Source organism: Streptomyces sp. NPDC107517 (assembly GCF_055582645.1).
The window spans coordinates 482442-500394 of sequence record NZ_JBVJPM010000003.1 but is presented as its reverse complement, the minus strand read 5'-3'; the positions used below and the strand labels follow the sequence as shown (position 1 = coordinate 500394).

The following is a 17953-nucleotide window of genomic DNA, read 5'->3' as shown; positions in this document are numbered from 1 at the left end:
GAGCCGCATTCCTATGATGGGCGCACGACACCGCGGGCGGCTGCGACCAGGCAGTCCGATCGGGTGCAGAGGCGGCGCAATGGTGGTGGAGGGGTCGATGACTCAGGGGGCCGGTCAGGGACCCGAGGTGCGCACGGCGACGCTGCGCGACTTCCGCGTTCCGGCGTACGTCCATGACGTACCGGCATACGTCCAGGAGCCCGGCCACGACCCCGCTCCGCCCACTCCTGCCATGCCCGCGCAGGCGGAGCCGGATCCCGCTCACCAGGAGCCGTCGTACCCATCGGCGTCGCACCCGAATGCGTCTCACCCCGAGCCCTCTTACGCGGAGCCGTCCCCTCAGGACCCCGCGTTCGACCAGCCCGACGGGTACACGCCCACCCAGCGCGACCTGCCGGTCATCAACCGCGGTGACACGGTCCAGGTGCAGATCGACACCGAGCCCGCGCCCCGTCCCGCCGAGGGGCTCGGCCCCCTGTACGTCGTCGGCGACGTGCACGGCTACCTCGACGAACTGATCGCGGCCCTGTACGAGCAGGGCCTCATCGACGCCGAGGGCAGCTGGTCGGCCGGCACCGCCCGGCTCTGGTTCCTCGGCGACTTCACCGACCGCGGGCCGGACGGCATCGGCGTCATCGACCTCGTGATGCGCCTGTCCGCGGAGGCCGCGGCCGCGGGCGGCTACTGCAAGGCCCTCATGGGCAACCACGAACTGCTCCTGATCGGCGCCAAGCGCTTCGGCGACACCCCGGTCAACTCGGGCGCCGGCACCGCCACTTTCCAGGCGGCCTGGCTGCTCAACGGCGGGCAGAAGTCGGACATGGACCGCCTCCAGGACGTCCATCTCCAGTGGATGTCCCGGCTCGACGCGATCGAGCTGGAGGACGACCACCTCCTGATGCACTCCGACACGACCTCGTACCTCGACTACGGCGACTCGATCGAGGCGGTCAACGACACGGTCCGAGAGACCCTCACGCGTAACGACGCGGACGAGTGCTGGGACCTCTTCCGCAAATTCACCAAGCGCTTCGCGTTCCGCGACGATTCCGGACCCGAAGCCGTGCGTGAGCTCCTCGACACCTACGGCGGCGCGCGCGTCGTCCACGGCCACAGCCCCATCCCGTACCTCCTCGGCGAGGTGGGAACCGAGGACGCGGCGGACGGATCCGAGGACAGCCGCCCGCAGATCGAGGGCCCGCATGTGTACGCGGGCGGGCATGCGATCGCGATGGACGGCGGAGTGACCATGGCCGGAAAGCTGCTGGTCCAGCAACTCCCCATGGATAGCTAGGCGTTCCCCGGGCAGGCGCACCGAACGGGGGCTGGTCCGGCCACCGGGCCGAATTCGGGAAACCCCCTGTCACCGCGTGCCGTCGCCGCTCTACCATCGGCTTATCCGTAGCAGGCTCCCCTCCGTTTCTGCCCGACGGCTCGTACCCATGCGAGCCCCCAAGCCCTACGGAGCATCGGGGGATGCACATGAACAGCGCTCCGCACCTGCTGAACGAGGACCGCCCCGAGTTCGAGCGGATCCTCGACGATGCGCTGCGTACCGCACCGGACCGCCCTGATCTCGCCGCAGTGGGTCAGCGGCTCAACCCCGAACAACTGCGCACCATGGCGCTCAACGCCACCGCACTGATCGCGGCCGCCGCCGCGACCGAGTACCAGAACTACGTGAAGGTCCGCGCCGACCTGCGCGCCTCGCCCCGGCCCGTACGTCCCCTGCGCGAAGGAGAGAGCGCGGCGGAATCCGGCGGCGGAGCGATCGGCCTGGCCGCCACCGTGGGTGAGGTGGCGGAGACCACCGGCGCCGGCGTCATAGCCGTCGTCGCGGTGCTCGCCCCCGTGCTCGCCGGGACGGCCGCCGCGATATTCCTGCTCGTCGGCTACATCCTGAAGATGCTCGATCCGGAACCGGCTTTCGCCCAGACCCTGTTGACGGCCGGCTGGGTGTTCGGTGCGCTCACTGCGGCGGGCATCCTCGTCGCCGGAGTGGGCCTGCTGCTCACCGCTCTGCGCAACGGCTCGACGTCCTTGCCGGCCGGCGCGCACATCGAGTCGAACGAGGAGGTGGACCGGGCCAGGGAAGCCTGGTGCCTTGTGCTCCTGGAGCGCGGCATCCTGCCGTTCCTCCGGGAGGCACTCGCGGAACCACCGCCAGCCCCCGCCAATCGCGGGGGCGTCCCCGGAGCAGCGGGCCGCATGCCGCACCTCGGGTACAACAGGCCCGGGTTCAGCAGCCCGGGCACCGACGGCGGCTCCCCTGCGGGCCCGCGCCCGACGTACTCGAGCCCGGACTTCACAAGCCCCGACTTCGGAGGCCCGGACCACAAGCCGGACTAGGGCCGGCAGGCGCTGGTCCCGGAACACCCTGTCCACCGGCCGCGAAAGGCGACCGGTGGACAGCGCGCGGCGCCCGCATGGGCGTGGGCGGGGTCAGTCCGCGATCGGCAGATAGACCCGGTTGCCCGCGGCGGCGAACTCCTTGGACTTCTCCGCCATGCCCTCCTCGATCTCGCTCTTCGTCCCGCCGTGCTGCCGGCGGATGTCCTGGGAGATCTTCATCGAGCAGAACTTCGGCCCGCACATCGAGCAGAAGTGGGCCGTCTTCGCCGGCTCGGCCGGGAGCGTCTCGTCGTGGAACTCCCTTGCCGTGTCCGGGTCGAGGGCCAGATTGAACTGGTCCTCCCAGCGGAACTCGAACCGTGCGTCGGAGAGCGCGTCGTCCCAGTCCTGGGCACCCGGGTGCCCCTTGGCGAGGTCCGCCGCATGGGCCGCGATCTTGTAGGTGATGACGCCGGTCTTGACGTCGTCCCTGTTCGGCAGACCCAGGTGCTCCTTGGGCGTGACGTAGCAGAGCATGGCCGTCCCCCACCACGCGATCATCGCGGCTCCGATGCCGGAGGTGATGTGGTCGTACGCCGGGGCGATGTCGGTCGTCAGCGGGCCGAGTGTGTAGAAGGGCGCCTCCTCGCACACCTCCTGCTGAAGGTCGATGTTCTCCTTGATCTTGTGCATCGGGACGTGCCCGGGGCCCTCGATCATCGTCTGGACGTTGAAGCTCTTCGCGATCGTGTTGAGCTCCCCGAGCGTCTTCAGCTCGGCGAACTGCGCCTCGTCGTTGGCGTCCGCGATCGAACCGGGCCGCAGGCCGTCACCCAGCGAGTACGTGACGTCGTACGCCGCGAGGATCTCGCAGAGCTCCGCGAAGTTCTCGTAGAGGAAGCTCTCCTTGTGGTGCGCCAGGCACCAGGCGGCCATGATCGAACCGCCGCGCGAGACGATGCCCGTCTTGCGGTTCGCGGTGAGCGGGACGTACGGCAGCCGCACACCGGCGTGGACCGTCATGTAGTCCACGCCCTGCTCGGCCTGCTCGATGACCGTGTCCTTGTAGATCTCCCAGGTCAGCGCCTCGGCGCGGCCGTCGACCTTCTCCAGCGCCTGGTAGAGCGGCACCGTGCCGATCGGGACGGGGGAGTTGCGCAGGACCCATTCGCGCGTTGTGTGGATGTTGCGGCCGGTGGAGAGGTCCATGACGGTGTCGGCGCCCCAGCGGGTCGCCCATGTCATCTTCTCCACCTCCTCCTCGATCGACGAAGTGACCGCGGAATTGCCGATGTTGGCGTTGACCTTCACCAGGAACCGCTTGCCGATGATCATCGGCTCGATCTCCGGGTGGTTGACGTTGGCCGGCAGGACCGCGCGGCCCGCGGCGATCTCCTCACGGACGACCTCGGGCTCCACGTTCTCCCGGATGGCCACGTACTCCATCTCGGGCGTGACCTCTCCGCGCCTGGCGTACGCGAGTTGGGTCACCGCCCGGCCGTCCCGCCCGCGCCGAGGCTGGCGGGGGCGGCCGGGAAAGACCGCGTCGAGGTTGCGCAGGCCGCCGCGCGGAGCGGTGTGCTTGATGCCGTCGTCCTCGGGGCGGACCGGGCGGCCCGAGTACTCCTCGGTGTCGCCGCGGCCGATGATCCAGTTCTCCCGCAGCGGGGCAAGGCCCCTGCGGACGTCGGTGTCGACACTCGGATCGGTGTACGGCCCGGACGTGTCGTAGAGCGTGACCGCCGTGCCGTTGGTGAGGTGCACCTGGCGGACCGGCACCTGGAGGTCGGGGCGCGAGCCCGTGACGTACCCCTTGTGCCAGCCGATGGACTTCCCGGCCTCGCCTGTCTCTGCGGACAGGTTGGAGGCAGGCGTGCGTGCGTCCGATGTGGTCATGAGACCTACTCCCTACGCCGGCATTACCCGGTAACAGGTTCGGCGGTCGACGCAGCGGCTTCCGTCGGGCGATGTTTCATGTGAAACATCGCCTAAGCGGAGGTCAGCGCCCTCTCAGCCCGGTGCTCCGAGCTCCCGCGTGTGCAAAGGTGCCCCCACGCTAGCGTCATTTCTGGCGCGCTGAACAGAGGGCCCCTGCCGTTCTTGCGATGATCGGGCGGTGACCAGCACGCCGCAGTCTCCGCCCGCGCCGCCGCATCCGCCCCATGGCCAAGGGAGCGCCGAACACGGGCACTCCCACAGCCACGGCCCCGCCGCGCCCGTTTCCAAGCACTTGCGCAAGGTCATCGCCGCGGTGCTGATCCCGTTCTCCATGGCGGTCGTGGTCGGCCTCGTGGCGCTCTGGCCCGGCGGCGCCCCGTCCCACGCCCGTACCGGCGTCGGCTTCGACCGGCAGACCCAACAGGCCACCGTCACAAAGGTCGACAAGGTCGACTGCAAGTCCGTCAACGCCTCCGGTGACACTCCCACCGGCGATACGTCGACCGCCGAGGGCCGGACCGCCGAGCAGCAGGCGAAGGGCACATGCGAGAAGGCCACGGTCCGTGTCGACAGCGGCAAGGACACCGGCCGTACGTTCACGGAGATCGTGCAGCCGGACTCACCACGGCAGTTGCACGAGGGCCAGAAGGTGATCGTGGCCTACGCTCCCGACGCTCCGAAGGAACTTCAGTACTCCGTCACCGATGTGGACCGCAAGTTCCCGATGGCGCTGCTCGCCGGGATCTTCGCGCTGGCGGTGGTCGTCGTGGGCCGGCTGCGGGGTCTCATGGCGCTCGTCGCGCTGGCGATCAGTTTCATGGTGCTGACCTTCTTCATCCTGCCCGCGATCCTGCAGGGCTCGAATCCCCTGGTGGTGGCGGTGATCGGGGCAAGCGCCATCATGCTGATCGCGCTCTACCTGTGTCACGGTCTGACGGCCCGGACGTCGGTCGCCGTGCTCGGCACGCTCGTGTCGCTGGTCCTGATCGGTCTGCTCGGCTCGCTGTTCATCGGCTGGGCGGCGCTGACCGGCAACACGGACGACAACACGGGCCTGATCCACGGTCTTTACCCGTCCATCGACATGAGTGGTCTGCTGCTCGCCGGCGTCATCATCGGTTCGCTCGGTGTGCTCGACGATGTGACGGTCACACAGACGTCGGCGGTGTGGGAGCTGCATCAGGCGGACCCGACTATGGGCTGGCGCGGTCTGTACCGCGCGGGCATCCGGATCGGCCGCGACCACATCGCGTCCGTGGTCAACACGCTCGTCCTGGCGTACGCGGGCGCGGCGCTGCCGCTGTTGCTGCTCTTCTCGATCGCGCAGAGCAGTGTGGGCACCGTGGCCAACAGTGAGCTGGTGGCCGTGGAGATCGTGCGGACCCTGGTGGGCTCGATCGGGCTGGTCGCCTCGGTACCGGTGACGACCGCGCTCGCGGCCCTGGTGGTCTCGGCCGACCGGCCGGGATCCCCGTCCAGGCCGGGATCCCCGTCCACTGCCGCGGCCGGTCCGGCACGCGGAGGAAGGGGCCGACGACGGAAGCGCTGAGCCCGTGCGAGGGCACTCCGAGGGCACCGGTCTGCTGAAGCGTTACGTCAGTTGATGGTCCGCGGACCCCCTGGAGCCCGTCAGCCGGCGCTCTGCTCCTCGGCGAGGATCCGGTCGAGCGCCTCGTCGAGATGCGCCTCGAAGTCGGCGAGCGCCCGCTCCTGGCCGAGCGGTACGAGCTTGTCGGTGCGGTCGAGGAAGGCGACGAGGGGAGCGACGCCCGCCCGGAACAGCGCCTGGTCACCGCCGACTTGGAGCCTGATGTGCACCTCGCCCGGCATCTCGCCCGGTCTGCCGGCCAGTTCCACCGGCTCGATGCGCACATCGCCGTCGCCGCAGGGACCGGCCACCCCGTCCACCAGGAGCTCTCGGCCGAAGGCCCAGGTCACCGGGGCGTCTCCGGGGAGGTGGAAGGTCAGCCGCACGGCGTAGGGATCAGCGGCGGCGTACCGCAGCTCCACCGGGATGCGGAACGAGAGTTCCTCGGAGACGAGGAAGCTCATCATGACCTCTGCTTGTACTGCCTGTACCGACTCGCGCATCGCCTACCCCGTCAATTTGCCGTCGATCGGCCGGGAACAGCCTTCCCGGCACCCTTCGCATCTTGCTTAACGTACATGCGGGATCACAAGGAGTGAGTTTTCAGATGCTGATAGAGAAGGCGAGTGTCCTGACGAGTTTCCCGACTTCGTTCTGCAGCTGCCGTGCCGCGGGCAGCAGACGACCGGCCTGATGGGACGGGAGAGACACCGCCATCGTGGCCGCGGTGGACCCGACGGTGATGGGAAATGCCGCACAGACCGTGCCCAACGCGTACTCCTGGCGCTCCACGACCGGTTGCATGCGCCCCAGCCCGTTGAGGCGTCGTAGCAGCGAGCGATCGTCGCGCACCGTGTACGGGGTGATCGAATACGCGGGATAGCGGTCGAGGTGGTCGCGTCGGCTCTCGTCGTCGAGCTGGGCGAGGAGGCACTGGCCGATCGCGTGCGCGTGCCCCGTCTCGCGGAAATCGGCCCATTCCGCGACCGCCGGATTCCCGGGCGTGTCGGCGACGGCCACGACTTCGATCTCGCCCTCGCGGTAGACCGAGAAGTACACCGGGACGCCGATGGCGTCGCGCCAGTGCTGCAGGGCGTCGGTGATCATGCCGCGACGATTCTGCTGGCCTGCGCTGCTACTCAGCCGCTCGGCCGCCGCGCCCAGAACGAACAGGCCCTTCTCCTTGCGGAGATAGCCCTCGTGGGCGAGCGTGCGCAACAGGTGGTACGCCGTGGGAAGCGCGAGGCCGGCCTCGCGGGCGAGCTGCTTGGCCGGCGCTCCCTCTTCGTGCGACGCGACGGCCTCGAGGAGGCGCATCGCGCGCTGGACGGAACCGATGAGGGTGGGCGGGGCGCCGGTCGGGCCGCCTTCGGGGTGGGCCTCGGCCTGAACGTCGTCGTAGCTGTCCGTGCGACAGCCGAGGGGTGGGGGCATCGCGTGTGGGGCCGTGGCGTCGGCAGACATGGTGTCGGGGGACGTGATGTCGGCGGACAACGGGGCGGCGGAAAGCGGTTCAGCCGTGGCCAAGGTTCACTCCCGAAACGCGTGGGGTCCCCCCCGCTTCTCGGGAATCACGGGGGTGCGGCCGTCGAGTTGTGGACTCTAGCCCTGGCCACCACTTCAAGAGAGCCCCGCGGGGAAACTTCCCCCGCGCGAGGGAACCGTTGCCCAGAGCTACCAGTCGCTGCGTGAGGACGACCCCGTTATGAACTTCCGTACGACGTAGATGAGTCCACCGACCAAGGCCACGAAGACGAGCACCTTGAAGAGCAGACCGATCACGAAGCCCACGACGCTGGCTATCAGTCCGCCGAAGACGACCAGGGCGATGACCGGCACCGCGACCCACTTAACCCACCACGGCATGCCCGCGAAGATCTCTCGCACTGCCATCGTCCTTACCTCTCTCCCTAGCCGTACCGCTTCGATACGGCTTCTGCATTCGATGCTGGCATGCCGAGGCGCCGTGTGGGGGCCGCGGACCCCTTGTCCTCCCCTGAGCGACCCCCTAGGGAACCCCGAGATCCGCCGTCAGCTCTCAGGCGGAGAGAACACCACCAGAACCCGCAGGTCCTCGCTGATGTGATGGAACTTGTGGGTCACCCCGGCCGGCACGTACACGACGCTGCCGCGCGCCACCTGGGTCGTCTCCATGCCGACGGTGATCGAACCGCGACCGCTGACGACGAGATACACCTCGTCCTGCTGGTGGGGCTGCTGCGGGTCCTGGTCCCCCGCGTCGAGGGCGTAGAGCCCGACCGACATGTTCCGCTCCTGCAGGAACTGCAGATACGCGCCGTCGTTCGCGGCGCGTTCCGCTTCCAGTTCGTCCAGCCGGAATGCCTTCATCCCACTTGTCCGCCTCTTGCCCGCGAGCGGCCTCGCAGGGCCGCTCTCATGATCCGGTCTCGTCTGCCACGATCAGACACATGAAGAATTTCGTAGTCAAGACGATCGCCAACGCGGGGGCCCTCGCCGTCGCGGTGTGGCTGCTCGACAAGATCACGCTGACAGGTGACAGCACCGGCAAGAAAGTCGGCACGCTGATCATCGTGGCGCTGCTGTTCGGCCTGGTGAATCTCCTGGTCAAGCCGATAGTGAAGCTCCTCACCTTCCCGCTCTTCATCCTGACTCTGGGCCTGATCACGCTCGTGGTCAACGCCCTGATGCTGCTGCTGACCTCATGGCTGGCCGACCAGCTCAACCAGAGCTTCCATGTCGAGGGGTTCTGGACCGCCGTCCTCGGTGGCCTGATCATTTCGGTCGTCTCCTGGGCGCTGAACGTCGTCCTGCCCGACGACAAGGACTGACTCCAGCCCCATGTCCTTCCATCTGTGCTTCGTCTGCACCGGCAACATCTGCCGCTCGCCCATGGCCGAGTCGGTCTTCCGCGCGCGCGTCCACGAGGCCGGTCTCGCCGGCCTCGTGGAGGTGGACAGCGCGGGCACCGACGGCTGGCACGAGGGGGACGGTGCCGACCACCGCACCGTCTCCGTGCTGACGGCCGGCGGCTATGAAAGCGGCCATACGGCCCGGCAGTTCAGCGCCTCGTGGTTCTCCCGGCTCGACCTGGTGATCGCCCTGGACGCCGGGCATCTGCGCACCCTGCGCCGGCTGGCACCGACCCCGCAGGACGCCGAGAAGGTCCGCCTGCTGCGTTCCTACGACCCCTCGGCAGGGACTGACCTGGACGTCCCGGACCCGTACTACGGCGGCATCGATGGCTTCGAGGAGTGCCTGAGAATGGTGGAGGCGGCGAGCGACGGTCTGCTCGACGCGGTACGCGCGGCGCTGGAAGGGCGGGTGGCATGACGCAACCGACACAGATCGGGGACGGCACAAGGGCAGTGCGGGCCGGGCTGCCCGAGGCCTCGAAGAACGATCCGACGCTCCCAGGGCCTGTCTTCGCCGCACACTTCCACCTGCCGGGCGATGTCTCGGGGCCCTATACGTACGGCCGGGACGCCAACCCGACGTGGACCCACCTGGAGCGGGCCATCGGCGAGCTCGAGGCGCCCGGCGAGGAGGATGTCGACACCCTCGTCTTCGCGTCCGGGATGGCCGCCATCTCGGCAGTGCTGTTCTCGCAGCTCAAGGCCGGCGACGTGGTCGTGCTGCCGAGCGACGGCTACCAGGTGTTCCCGCTCGTCCGCGAGCAGCTCACAGCGTTCGGCATCGAGGTCCGCACCGCCCCCACCGGCGGCGACGCCCAGCTCGGCGTCCTGGACGGCGCGAAGCTCCTGTGGATCGAGACACCGTCGAACCCCGGTCTCGACGTGTGCGACGTGCGGCGGCTCGCCGAGGCGGCACACGCGCGTGGCGCCCTGGTGGCGGTCGACAACACGCTCGCCACGCCGCTCGGCCAGCGCCCCCTGGAACTCGGCGCCGACTTCTCCGTGGCCAGTGGCACCAAGCAGCTCACCGGCCATGGCGACATCCTGCTCGGCTACGTGACCTGCCGCGACGCCGAGCTGACCGCGTCGGTTCGGGGCTGGCGCAAGATCGTCGGTGCGATTCCCGGCCCGATGGAGGCCTGGCTCGCCCATCGCTCCCTCGCCACGCTCCAGTTGAGGGCGGAGCAGCAGAACGCCAACGCTCTCGCGCTCGCTCTCGCCCTGCGCGACCGCGACGACATCGAGGGCCTGCGTTACCCGGGTCTGCCCGGCGACCCCTCGCACAAGGTCGCCGCTCAGCAGATGCGGCGCTTCGGGTGCGTGGTCTCCTTCACGCTGCCCACGCGCGCGCGTGCCGAGCAATTCATGGAGTCCCTGACGCTGGTGGACGACGCGACGAGCTTCGGCGGCGTGCGGTCCACGGCCGAGCGCCGTCGCCGCTGGGGCGGGGACGATGTCCCGGAGGGCTTCATCCGCTTCTCCGCCGGCGCCGAGGATCCGGACGACCTGGTGGCCGATGTGCTGCGCGCACTCGACGAGGCGGCCATCTAGGGCCCCTCACGGGCCACTTCATGCCGCGCGCGGCCTCGGTCTCATCACCGGCTACGCACAATGGACGGCCCGAGCCTCCCCCCTCGTGGCTCGGACCGTCCCCGGTTCTTGCGCGCTAAGAACCGCGCGCATAAGGCTAGTTGACTCTGTGTCAGTGTCCAATCACGGTAGCGACAGAGACCTATCGACATATTTATAGTTGGGGCCGACCCGGAGGCCGAGAGGGGAGGGCACCGCCATGGATCTCGCCCTGCTGCGCACGTTCGTGACCGTGCACCGGGCGGGTTCCTTCACGCGGGCCGCCGCGCTGCTCGGCCTTTCGCAGCCCGCGGTGACATCTCAGATCCGCACCCTGGAGCGGCAGTTGGGCCGCCCCCTGTTCCTGCGCCAGGCGCGCGGCGTGACCCCCACCTCCATCGGCGACGAACTCGCGCACAAGGCCGCTCCGCACCTCGACGCCCTCGTGGAGATCACCGAGACCGGCATCGACGAGGAGTCGCCGGTGCGCACGCTGCACCTCGCGGGGCCTCCCGAGTTCACCGCCGAGCGCGCACTGCCCGCCCTCACCGCGCTCACCCGTGACGACGGCCAGAGCTTCGCCCTGCGCGCCTCCTTCGGCAACGCCGAGGAAGTCCTGGAGGGGCTTGGCGCCGGACATCATGATCTGGCCATCACGACAGCCCGCCCGCGCGGCGCCCTGCTCACCGCGACTGCGCTCTGCGACGAGGAGCACGTCCTCCTTGCCTCACCGCGGTGGGCCGCCCGCATAGGGCCCGGCACTCTGCGCCGCAACGGCGCGGCCGCGCTGGAGGATCTGCCGCTTGTCGAGGCGCACGAGTCACTGCCGTTCGTCACCCGCTACTGGGCCGCTGTCTTCGACTCCCGCCCGGCCACGTCGGGCACGGTCATCGTGCCGGATCTACGCGCTGTGCTCGCCTGCACCATCGCCGGTGCCGGGCTCTCGGTACTGCCGCGCTACCTCTGCGCGCCGGCCCTGGAGCGCGGCGAGATCGTGGCCCTGCTCGATCCCCCGGTGCCCCCGCTGCGGACGTACTTCCTCGTGGTGCGCACGGGAACGCTGGCCATGCCGCACATCGCGCGAGCGCACGAGTGGCTGCTGCGCACCGCCGTCGATTGGTGCTGATCCGTTCGTGCTGGACGATTCGTGGTGATCAACTAGCGCTGGTCAATCAGCGTCTGCCTGAGGCCAGGTCGGTACGGAATGTTTCACGTGGAACCGGCGGGGCCACATTTCTCCCATGACCGTCCGACCCGTGGTCAAGCGCACCGCACGCGCCGTCCTGCTCGACGGCGACGACCTGATCCTGATCAAGCGGACCAAGCCCGGCCTGGATCCGTACTGGCTGACCCCTGGCGGCGGGGTCGAACCCGAGGACGAGACCGTCGTCGACGCCCTGCACCGCGAGGTGCACGAGGAGCTCGGCGCCAAGATCCTCGATGTGGTGCCCTGCTTCGTGGACACCGTCGAGCACATCGGCGAGGACGGCGGCGCCACTGGCGTGAAGGTCCAGCACTTCTTCGTCTGCCGCCTCGAGTCGATGGACCTCAGTCAGCGGCACGGCCCCGAGATCGAGGAGCCGTGCGGCGAGTACGAGATCGTGCGAGTGCCTTTCACCCGCGTCGGCATCGCCTCGGTCCATCTCGTCCCGCTGTCCCTGCGGCACTATCTGGACGGCAACATCGAGGGTGTACGTGCGATGCACGCGCCTGACCTGGGCTGACGGAGCGGGGCTGGGACTTCCCGTCTGGGCTTCAGAGCCAGCGCCGCGGGCCTGGTCCGGGGGCGTCTGCTGTACGCGGCTCTCTTCGGGCCCGGCACTCGGCTGCCGGCGTCAGCTGCCGGTCACGACGAGCTCCTCCACGGAGTCGTGGCGGATCCGGTCCACCGGGATCCCGATGTCCCGCAGGGCGTCGACCCCGTTGCGGATCATGCCGGGCGGGCCCGACAGATAGGCGTCGTACTCGTTCCAGGGGCCGTACTCGCGTACCGCGTCGGGCAGTTGCAGATGGGCCTGCTGATCGACGATCGGGCGGACCGCCAGCCACGGGTGGGTCTGCTGGAGCCGCAGCATCGTGTCGATGTCGTACAGGTCGTGGTCGGTGCGAGCCCCGTAGAACACCTCGACCCGGCGCCGCTGGCCGTGCTCGGCGACGTCCTCGACCAAGGCCTTGATGGGCGCGATCCCCGTACCACCGCCGAGACAGAGCAGTCCGCTGTCGGAGCTGTGGTCCACCGTCATCGAACCGGAGGGCGGGCCGAGCCGGATCACGTCGCCGGGACGGGCGCGGTGCACGAGCGCGTTGGAGACCCACCCCGCAGGGACGGCCTTCACATGGAACGAGAGCAGCCCGTCGGAGCGGGGCGCCGAGGCGAAGGAGTAGTGCCGCCAGATCCGCGGCCACCAAGGCGTCTCCAGGCTCGTGTACTGCCCGGCGAGAAACGGGTACGGCTGGTCGGGCCGGACCGTGACCACGGCGATGTCCGGGGTCCTCAGGTCGTGCGAGACCACCTCGCCGTACCACCACGCGGGCGCGCGCAGCTCGTCCGCTGCCGACGCGTCGATCATGACCTGCGAGATCGTCGTGTACGTGCGGACCCAGGCCGCCTCCGTCTCCTGGTCCCACGTCGTCGTCGCGTACCGGGTCAGCGCGCCGATCAGGCACTCGCCGACCGCGGGGTAGTGCTCGGGCTGCGTGCCGTACTTGCGGTGCCCACGGCCGAGGTTCTGCAGGTACGGGACGAGGACGCTCTTGTTGTCGGCGTGCTCGGCCGCCGTCAGCAGAGCCTTGAGGAGCCGGTCGCGCTGGGTGTCCATCGAGGCGGGGAACAGGGGCCGGAGTTCGGGGTGACGCACGAACAGCAGCGCGTAGAAGTACGAGGTGACCTTGTCGGCGTCGGGGCCGACCTCCTCCAGCGTGCGGCGGATGAGCCGCGCGTCGGGGGAGGCTTCGGGCGCGGGAGCGGGGCGGGGGGTGGCCTCTGCCGTGGGCTCCGGTGCCGGCGCCGGGGGCGCGGAGTACTGCGGGTGCGTGGGGCTCGGCCCTTGTCCGTGCTGGGCGGCGTGGGGGCGCGCGGTCGCGTCCGGGTCGGGCTGGGCAGGGCGCGCGTTCCCACCGGGGGCGGTGGCCTGGCGAGGGCGAGAGGCAGACGCGTGCTGAGGTGCGGGCGCGCCCTCCGCAGCCGGGGCGGGGTTCTGCGCGGGCACCGTCTCCGCGTGGTCGTCCGCTATTCGCTCGGGCCGGCCCACGGGCCGTATCGGCGTGACCTTGCGCCCCTCTGACGGCCTGTCCTGGTCCGTGCCCGGGCCGGTGGGCGGCGCCTTGCGCGGAGTGAACCAACCGCCCCCGCCGCCGGAGCCGGAGTCGGCCGACGTAGTGGTCGGAGCGTCCATGCTGTGCCTCGCCTCGAACATCTTTCGGTCGGTCTGCGTACTCCCGCGATCGGAAGTCGCTCTTTCCCCGTTCTGCCGCGGCAGAATGCGGCGGCCCAAGTGAACCCGCATTCCGGTCCGCTACGGACAAGTAAGGGAGGAATGTGACATTGCCCGCAGTTCCTCACCGCAGCGTGCCACCCGGCGCGACCGCGCAAGCCGCATAGCGGAAATAGCAGGTCTTCGATCTCTCCGTCCCGTTAGGCTGTCCACTTGGCCTGCGTGCACGGCCCGGGATCTGCCGAGCGCGCCGGCCCTCGGACCGGAGTCGACCATACCGGCACCCGCCAAACGCACAAGTCCCCCTTGCCCAGCAAGGAATTCAACAGGGGATATGCCCCTGCAATCCCTCAATTGGCGGGCGTGCCACTCCAATTTGCATGCCTCCCGCAGATCACGGCCGGCATACGAGTGAGTCGCCAGACCCCCGACGTGCTGATCCACATTGATCGCGACCGATACCGGCACGGCGCCGAACAGCTCCGCCTCGTCGAACGAGTCGCCGCAGGCAGTGCAAGCGGCCCGTGACACCTCGAACTCTTCACAGAGTCGGTCCGTGATCTTCACCTTTGCCGCGGCGCCGAGCAGGACATGCACTCGCCGCACGTACTCCGGCGGTCCGATGCGCTGCGCGCCGATCTCACGGCCCAGGGCCACCATCTCGGCCTCGAGCCCCGGTTGACGGGAGATTTCCACGGCATCGCCGTTCCGTGCAGCGGCCTTGCGTCCAGATCGAGGGGATGCAGCCGCGCCACGTACGCCGAGGCTAGTACCCGGGGTTACTCCCTCTGTCGGACGCCCTCGATGGGCGCTCCCGGCACGGTGTTTCACGTGAAACTACGCCGTCCCGCTCGCCGGGCCACCCTCGTCGTCCATGTGACGTTCTCCGCTTGCTGGCTGGGGCTCACACTCGGCCTGCTCGCGCTCGCCGTCACGGCGATCACCACGGGTTCCGACCCGATGGTCGAGGCCGCCTGCCGCGCCATGAAGGTCTTCACGGACTGGCTGGTGATCCCGCTCGCTCTGCTCACTCTGCTGAGCGGCCTGCTGCTGTCACTGGGCACCCCCTGGGGCCTCGCCCGGCACCGCTGGGTCTATGCCAAGTTCTGGCTCACGCTCGCCACAACCGCCGCCTCGATCTTCGCGCTGCGTCCCGGCGTGAACGCCGCGGTCGCGACGGTCACGGCAGGTACTCCGCTGCCCCAGCCGAGCGATCTGGTGGCCGGCCCCGTTGTCTCCCTGACCGCCTATCTCTTCATGACGGTGATCTCGGTACTCAAGCCATGGGGGCTGACGCGACGTGGCCGAAAGCAGCATGCTGCCCGCAAAGCGGTGGACGCGGACCGGCTGCGTCAGTCAGCCTGACCTGCGTGTCGACACCTCCCCTCTCCGATCTGCCCATCCGCCGGCTCACCCCGCGCGACCTCACGGCGTGCGCCGATCTCTCCGAGGACCGCGGCTGGCCCCGCGAGGAACACAAGTGGGGCCTGCTGCTCGCGGCCGGTACCGGCTACGGCATCGACGACCCCGACGGGGGCCTGGTGAGCGCCTGCGTGGTGACCGACTACGGCCCGCCGAACCGACCCTCGCTGAGCGCCATCGGCATGGTGCTCGTCGCCGAACGCCACGCCCGCCGCGGGATCGGCCGCCGCCTCATGCAGTACGTCGCCGAGCAGGCGGACACCACACCGCTCACCCTGCATGCGACCCCGTACGGCCGCCCGCTCTATGAAGGTCTGGGCTTCAAGGTCACCGGGCGGGCGGAGATGGTGCGGGGACACTTCACCCCCGGTGGACCGATGCCGTCCGTGGCCACGCGCGCCGCGACCGCTGAGGATCTCTCGGCCATGCTTCGCCTGGACGCAGAGGTCTTCGGCCCCGACCGCACCCACATCCTGACCCGCCTCCCGGCCTTCGCGGATCAGTTGCGCGTGGCCGAGGACGGAGGCGAACTCATCGGCTTCGCGGCCGCCTGGCCCAACATGGACACCCATGTCATCGGCCCGCTGATCGCCCGCGACACCGAGACGGCGAAGGCTCTTGTCAGCTCGCTCGCAGCCGGTACGGATCGCCCTCTGCGTACCGACATCGACGTGCGCCATGAGGAACTGCTGGCGTGGATCAAGGCACGAGGGGTGGAGTCCCAGGCCTTCAACGCCGTGATGACCTACGGCGCCCCCGAACTTCCCGGCGACTGGACACGCCGTTTCGCGCCCCTGACGGTCGCCGCGGGCTGACCTGACCGGGCAGCGCGTGCGCAGAAGTCCGCCCCTGAACACCGTGGGATCACGGCGTCCAGGGGCGGACTTCTGTGTGGGGAGGCGCGTCGCGCTCGGGCCTCGTGGCGCGTCAGACGAGCTCTGCCACGGCTGCCGTGGCGAATCCGTGGTCCTGCTCCGGTGCCCCGCCGCCGACACCGACCGCGCCGATGAGGTGACCGTCGCGGTGGACGGGGAGGCCGCCCGCGATGAAGAGCAACGGCCGGTCCAAGGCAGTGGCCAGGCTGTGGAACGGGCCGTCGGGCTTGACCAGATCGACGAGGTCCGCGGTCGGGGCGTTCAGCTGGAGGGCGGTGTACGCCTTGCGGGTGCTGGTCTCACCGGAGATCAGCACGGCCCGGTCGTCGCGCCGGAAGGCGAGCAGGTGTCCGCCGGCATCGAGAACGGTGACGCTGACGTTCACTCCGGCGGACTCGGCCGCACGACGGGCGGCGGTCACGAGGATCTCCGCGTCCTGGATGGTCAGCGGCGCGACAGCCGTGGTGGTGCTCATGAGGAGTTTCTCCTTGCGGGGATGTGCGGTGGAACGGGTGCGGGGACGACGTCGGCCCCGGGGGTAGGGGTGAAGTAGTGAGGGTCTGCGGACCGCTCAGCTGTGAGCGGGTCAGCCTGCCGGGCCGACGGGTCGCTCAGCTGTGAGCGGGTTCCGTCTGTCGGGCCCCTGCGGGAGTCGCGCTTGCGACGACCGGACTCGAGGCCTTGGACTGGCGCTCAAGGCCGGCGGACACTACGGCCAGGACGAGTGCGGCGGCGGCGAGGACAGCGCCGACCCAGTTGGGGGCCGTGTAGCCGAGGCCGGCCGTGATGACGATGCCGCCGAGCCAGGCCGAGAGAGCGTTGCCGAGGTTGAAGGCGCCGATGTTGACCGCGGAGGCCAGCGTGGGGGCGCCGTGGGCCTGGTCGAGAACCCTCTTCTGCAGCGGTGGCACCGTGGCGAATCCGAGAGCGCCGATCAGCGCGATCGAGATCGCCGCAAGGACCTTGTTGTGAGCGGTCAGCGTGAACAGGGCCAGCACGACGGCCAACCCGCTCAGTGCGACGTACAGCAACGGCATCAGCCTGCGGTCGGCGAACTTGCCGCCGATCAGGTTGCCCGCGACCATGCCGAGGCCGAACAGAACGAGGAGCCAGGTCACCGACGTGTCGGCGTAACCGGCGACGTTCGTCATCATCGGTGCGATGTAAGTGATGGCGGCGAAGACTCCTCCGAACCCGAGCACGGTCATGGCCATCGCCAGCAGGACCTGGACGTTCTTGAAGGCGGCGAGTTCGTGCCGCAGGTGGACGCCTTCGGCCTTGGGCATGTCGGGGACGAGCTTGGCGATGCCGAGCAGTCCGACGACTCCGAGCGCCGCGACGGCCACGAAGGTGACGCGCCAGCCGACGCTCTGGCCGATGAGCGTGCCCAGGGGTACGCCGACGACGTTGGCCACAGTCAGACCGGTGAACATCATGGCGATGGCTCCGGCCTTCTTCTCGGGGGCGACCAGCTCGGCCGCGACGACCGCGCCGATTCCGAAGAAGGCGCCGTGCGCGAGTGAGGCGACCACGCGGCCGATCACCATCACGAGGAAGACGGGCGCCACCGCGGAGAGCACGTTGCCCAGGATGAACAGGCCCATCAAGAGCAGCAGCATCCGCTTGCGCGAGATGCGGGTGCCCAGAATCGTCATGAGGGGGGCGCCGAACATGACGCCGAGGGCGTAGCCGGTGACCAGGAATCCGGCCGTGGGGATGGAGACGCCGAAGTCACCCGCGACCTCGGGGAGCAGCCCCATGATCACGAATTCCGTGGTTCCGATCCCGAAGGCCCCGATCGCGAGAGCCAGAAGCGCGAGAGGCATAGGGTTCACCTTCCCAGACTGTTGCAGATGCGCTTTGCGTGCGTTCACAATACTTGCATACGCGCACTACTTGCAA

At 69.3% G+C, this 17953-nt stretch carries 18 protein-coding genes; 10 read left to right on the top strand and 8 right to left on the bottom strand.

Features of this window, described 5'->3' with window-relative positions; genetic code table 11:
* Window positions 1-97: 97 nt before the first annotated feature.
* A complete protein-coding gene (locus tag ACZ67T_RS10045; protein WP_469982887.1) occupies window positions 98-1294 on the top strand; it encodes a metallophosphoesterase family protein in 1197 nt (398 codons plus the stop codon).
* Window positions 1295-1476: 182 nt separating this feature from the next.
* Window positions 1477-2349: a hypothetical protein gene (locus tag ACZ67T_RS10040; RefSeq protein WP_469982885.1), complete on the top strand. Its 873-nt coding sequence runs from the start codon at window positions 1477-1479 to the stop codon at window positions 2347-2349.
* A gap of 93 nt (window positions 2350-2442) precedes the next feature.
* On the opposite strand, the gene thiC is transcribed toward ACZ67T_RS10040, so the two are convergent.
* Window positions 2443-4227: a phosphomethylpyrimidine synthase ThiC gene (gene thiC, locus ACZ67T_RS10035; RefSeq protein WP_469982884.1), complete on the bottom strand. Its 1785-nt coding sequence runs from the start codon at window positions 4225-4227 to the stop codon at window positions 2443-2445.
* Window positions 4228-4447: 220 nt separating this feature from the next.
* On the opposite strand from thiC, the gene ACZ67T_RS10030 reads away from it, so the two are divergent.
* Window positions 4448-5818 (top strand): YibE/F family protein, encoded by a 1371-nt coding sequence (locus tag ACZ67T_RS10030; protein WP_469982882.1) that lies wholly within the window; start codon window positions 4448-4450, stop codon window positions 5816-5818.
* A gap of 80 nt (window positions 5819-5898) precedes the next feature.
* Here the strand turns inward: ACZ67T_RS10030 and ACZ67T_RS10025 are convergent, their stop codons facing one another.
* From ACZ67T_RS10025 to ACZ67T_RS10010, 4 genes are all read right to left on the bottom strand, one after another.
* Window positions 5899-6360: an SsgA family sporulation/cell division regulator gene (locus ACZ67T_RS10025; protein ID WP_100597185.1), complete on the bottom strand. Its 462-nt coding sequence runs from the start codon at window positions 6358-6360 to the stop codon at window positions 5899-5901.
* Window positions 6361-6460: 100 nt separating this feature from the next.
* A complete protein-coding gene (locus tag ACZ67T_RS10020) occupies window positions 6461-7174 on the bottom strand; it encodes an IclR family transcriptional regulator (protein WP_469983090.1) in 714 nt (237 codons plus the stop codon).
* A gap of 357 nt (window positions 7175-7531) precedes the next feature.
* Complete coding sequence (locus ACZ67T_RS10015) at window positions 7532-7744, bottom strand: DUF5326 family protein (RefSeq protein ID WP_100597186.1); 213 nt, start codon at window positions 7742-7744, stop codon at window positions 7532-7534.
* A 144-nt stretch (window positions 7745-7888) separates the two neighbouring features.
* A complete protein-coding gene (locus tag ACZ67T_RS10010) occupies window positions 7889-8206 on the bottom strand; it encodes a cupin domain-containing protein (RefSeq protein WP_469982880.1) in 318 nt (105 codons plus the stop codon).
* 80 nt (window positions 8207-8286) lie between these two features.
* On the opposite strand from ACZ67T_RS10010, the gene ACZ67T_RS10005 reads away from it, so the two are divergent.
* From ACZ67T_RS10005 to ACZ67T_RS09985, 5 genes are all read left to right on the top strand, one after another.
* Complete coding sequence (locus ACZ67T_RS10005; RefSeq protein ID WP_454399414.1) at window positions 8287-8667, top strand: phage holin family protein; 381 nt, start codon at window positions 8287-8289, stop codon at window positions 8665-8667.
* A gap of 10 nt (window positions 8668-8677) precedes the next feature.
* Window positions 8678-9169 (top strand): low molecular weight protein-tyrosine-phosphatase, encoded by a 492-nt coding sequence (locus ACZ67T_RS10000; RefSeq protein WP_469982878.1) that lies wholly within the window; start codon window positions 8678-8680, stop codon window positions 9167-9169.
* Complete coding sequence (locus ACZ67T_RS09995; RefSeq protein WP_469982877.1) at window positions 9166-10302, top strand: cystathionine gamma-lyase; 1137 nt, start codon at window positions 9166-9168, stop codon at window positions 10300-10302. Before ACZ67T_RS10000 ends, ACZ67T_RS09995 begins: the two co-directional genes overlap by 4 nt.
* Before the next feature lie 238 nt (window positions 10303-10540).
* The gene (locus ACZ67T_RS09990; protein ID WP_469982875.1) at window positions 10541-11446 is read left to right on the top strand and encodes a LysR family transcriptional regulator; all 906 of its coding nucleotides are present in this window, start codon (window positions 10541-10543) and stop codon (window positions 11444-11446) included.
* 115 nt (window positions 11447-11561) lie between these two features.
* A complete protein-coding gene (locus ACZ67T_RS09985; protein ID WP_100597192.1) occupies window positions 11562-12044 on the top strand; it encodes an NUDIX domain-containing protein in 483 nt (160 codons plus the stop codon).
* A gap of 111 nt (window positions 12045-12155) precedes the next feature.
* Here the strand turns inward: ACZ67T_RS09985 and ACZ67T_RS09980 are convergent, their stop codons facing one another.
* The gene (locus ACZ67T_RS09980; protein WP_469982873.1) at window positions 12156-13715 is read right to left on the bottom strand and encodes a globin domain-containing protein; all 1560 of its coding nucleotides are present in this window, start codon (window positions 13713-13715) and stop codon (window positions 12156-12158) included.
* 870 nt (window positions 13716-14585) lie between these two features.
* Between ACZ67T_RS09980 and ACZ67T_RS09975 the strand changes: the two genes are divergently transcribed.
* Complete coding sequence (locus ACZ67T_RS09975; protein ID WP_469982872.1) at window positions 14586-15119, top strand: DUF2269 domain-containing protein; 534 nt, start codon at window positions 14586-14588, stop codon at window positions 15117-15119.
* A gap of 5 nt (window positions 15120-15124) precedes the next feature.
* Window positions 15125-15991: a GNAT family N-acetyltransferase gene (locus ACZ67T_RS09970; protein ID WP_469982870.1), complete on the top strand. Its 867-nt coding sequence runs from the start codon at window positions 15125-15127 to the stop codon at window positions 15989-15991.
* A gap of 112 nt (window positions 15992-16103) precedes the next feature.
* On the opposite strand, the gene ACZ67T_RS09965 is transcribed toward ACZ67T_RS09970, so the two are convergent.
* Window positions 16104-16526, bottom strand: a complete 423-nt coding sequence (locus ACZ67T_RS09965) for a GlcG/HbpS family heme-binding protein (RefSeq protein ID WP_469982869.1) — start codon at window positions 16524-16526, stop codon at window positions 16104-16106.
* A gap of 136 nt (window positions 16527-16662) precedes the next feature.
* On the bottom strand, window positions 16663-17877 hold the full coding sequence (locus ACZ67T_RS09960; protein ID WP_469982868.1) for an MFS transporter: 1215 nt from the start codon (window positions 17875-17877) through the stop codon (window positions 16663-16665).
* Window positions 17878-17953 lie beyond the last annotated feature (76 nt).

Coding starts and splice junctions, on each gene's coding strand:
- ACZ67T_RS10045 (WP_469982887.1), top strand. CDS start 98: ATGACTCAGGGGGCCGGTCAGGGACCCGAGGTGCGCACGGCGACGCTG.
- ACZ67T_RS10040 (WP_469982885.1), top strand. CDS start 1,477: ATGCACATGAACAGCGCTCCGCACCTGCTGAACGAGGACCGCCCCGAG.
- thiC (WP_469982884.1), bottom strand. CDS start 4,227: ATGACCACATCGGACGCACGCACGCCTGCCTCCAACCTGTCCGCAGAG.
- ACZ67T_RS10025 (WP_100597185.1), bottom strand. CDS start 6,360: ATGCGCGAGTCGGTACAGGCAGTACAAGCAGAGGTCATGATGAGCTTC.
- ACZ67T_RS10020 (WP_469983090.1), bottom strand. CDS start 7,174: ATGCGCCTCCTCGAGGCCGTCGCGTCGCACGAAGAGGGAGCGCCGGCC.
- ACZ67T_RS10010 (WP_469982880.1), bottom strand. CDS start 8,206: ATGAAGGCATTCCGGCTGGACGAACTGGAAGCGGAACGCGCCGCGAAC.
- ACZ67T_RS10005 (WP_454399414.1), top strand. CDS start 8,287: ATGAAGAATTTCGTAGTCAAGACGATCGCCAACGCGGGGGCCCTCGCC.
- ACZ67T_RS10000 (WP_469982878.1), top strand. CDS start 8,678: ATGTCCTTCCATCTGTGCTTCGTCTGCACCGGCAACATCTGCCGCTCG.
- ACZ67T_RS09995 (WP_469982877.1), top strand. CDS start 9,166: ATGACGCAACCGACACAGATCGGGGACGGCACAAGGGCAGTGCGGGCC.
- ACZ67T_RS09990 (WP_469982875.1), top strand. CDS start 10,541: ATGGATCTCGCCCTGCTGCGCACGTTCGTGACCGTGCACCGGGCGGGT.
- ACZ67T_RS09985 (WP_100597192.1), top strand. CDS start 11,562: ATGACCGTCCGACCCGTGGTCAAGCGCACCGCACGCGCCGTCCTGCTC.
- ACZ67T_RS09980 (WP_469982873.1), bottom strand. CDS start 13,715: ATGGACGCTCCGACCACTACGTCGGCCGACTCCGGCTCCGGCGGCGGG.
- ACZ67T_RS09965 (WP_469982869.1), bottom strand. CDS start 16,526: ATGAGCACCACCACGGCTGTCGCGCCGCTGACCATCCAGGACGCGGAG.
- ACZ67T_RS09960 (WP_469982868.1), bottom strand. CDS start 17,877: ATGCCTCTCGCGCTTCTGGCTCTCGCGATCGGGGCCTTCGGGATCGGA.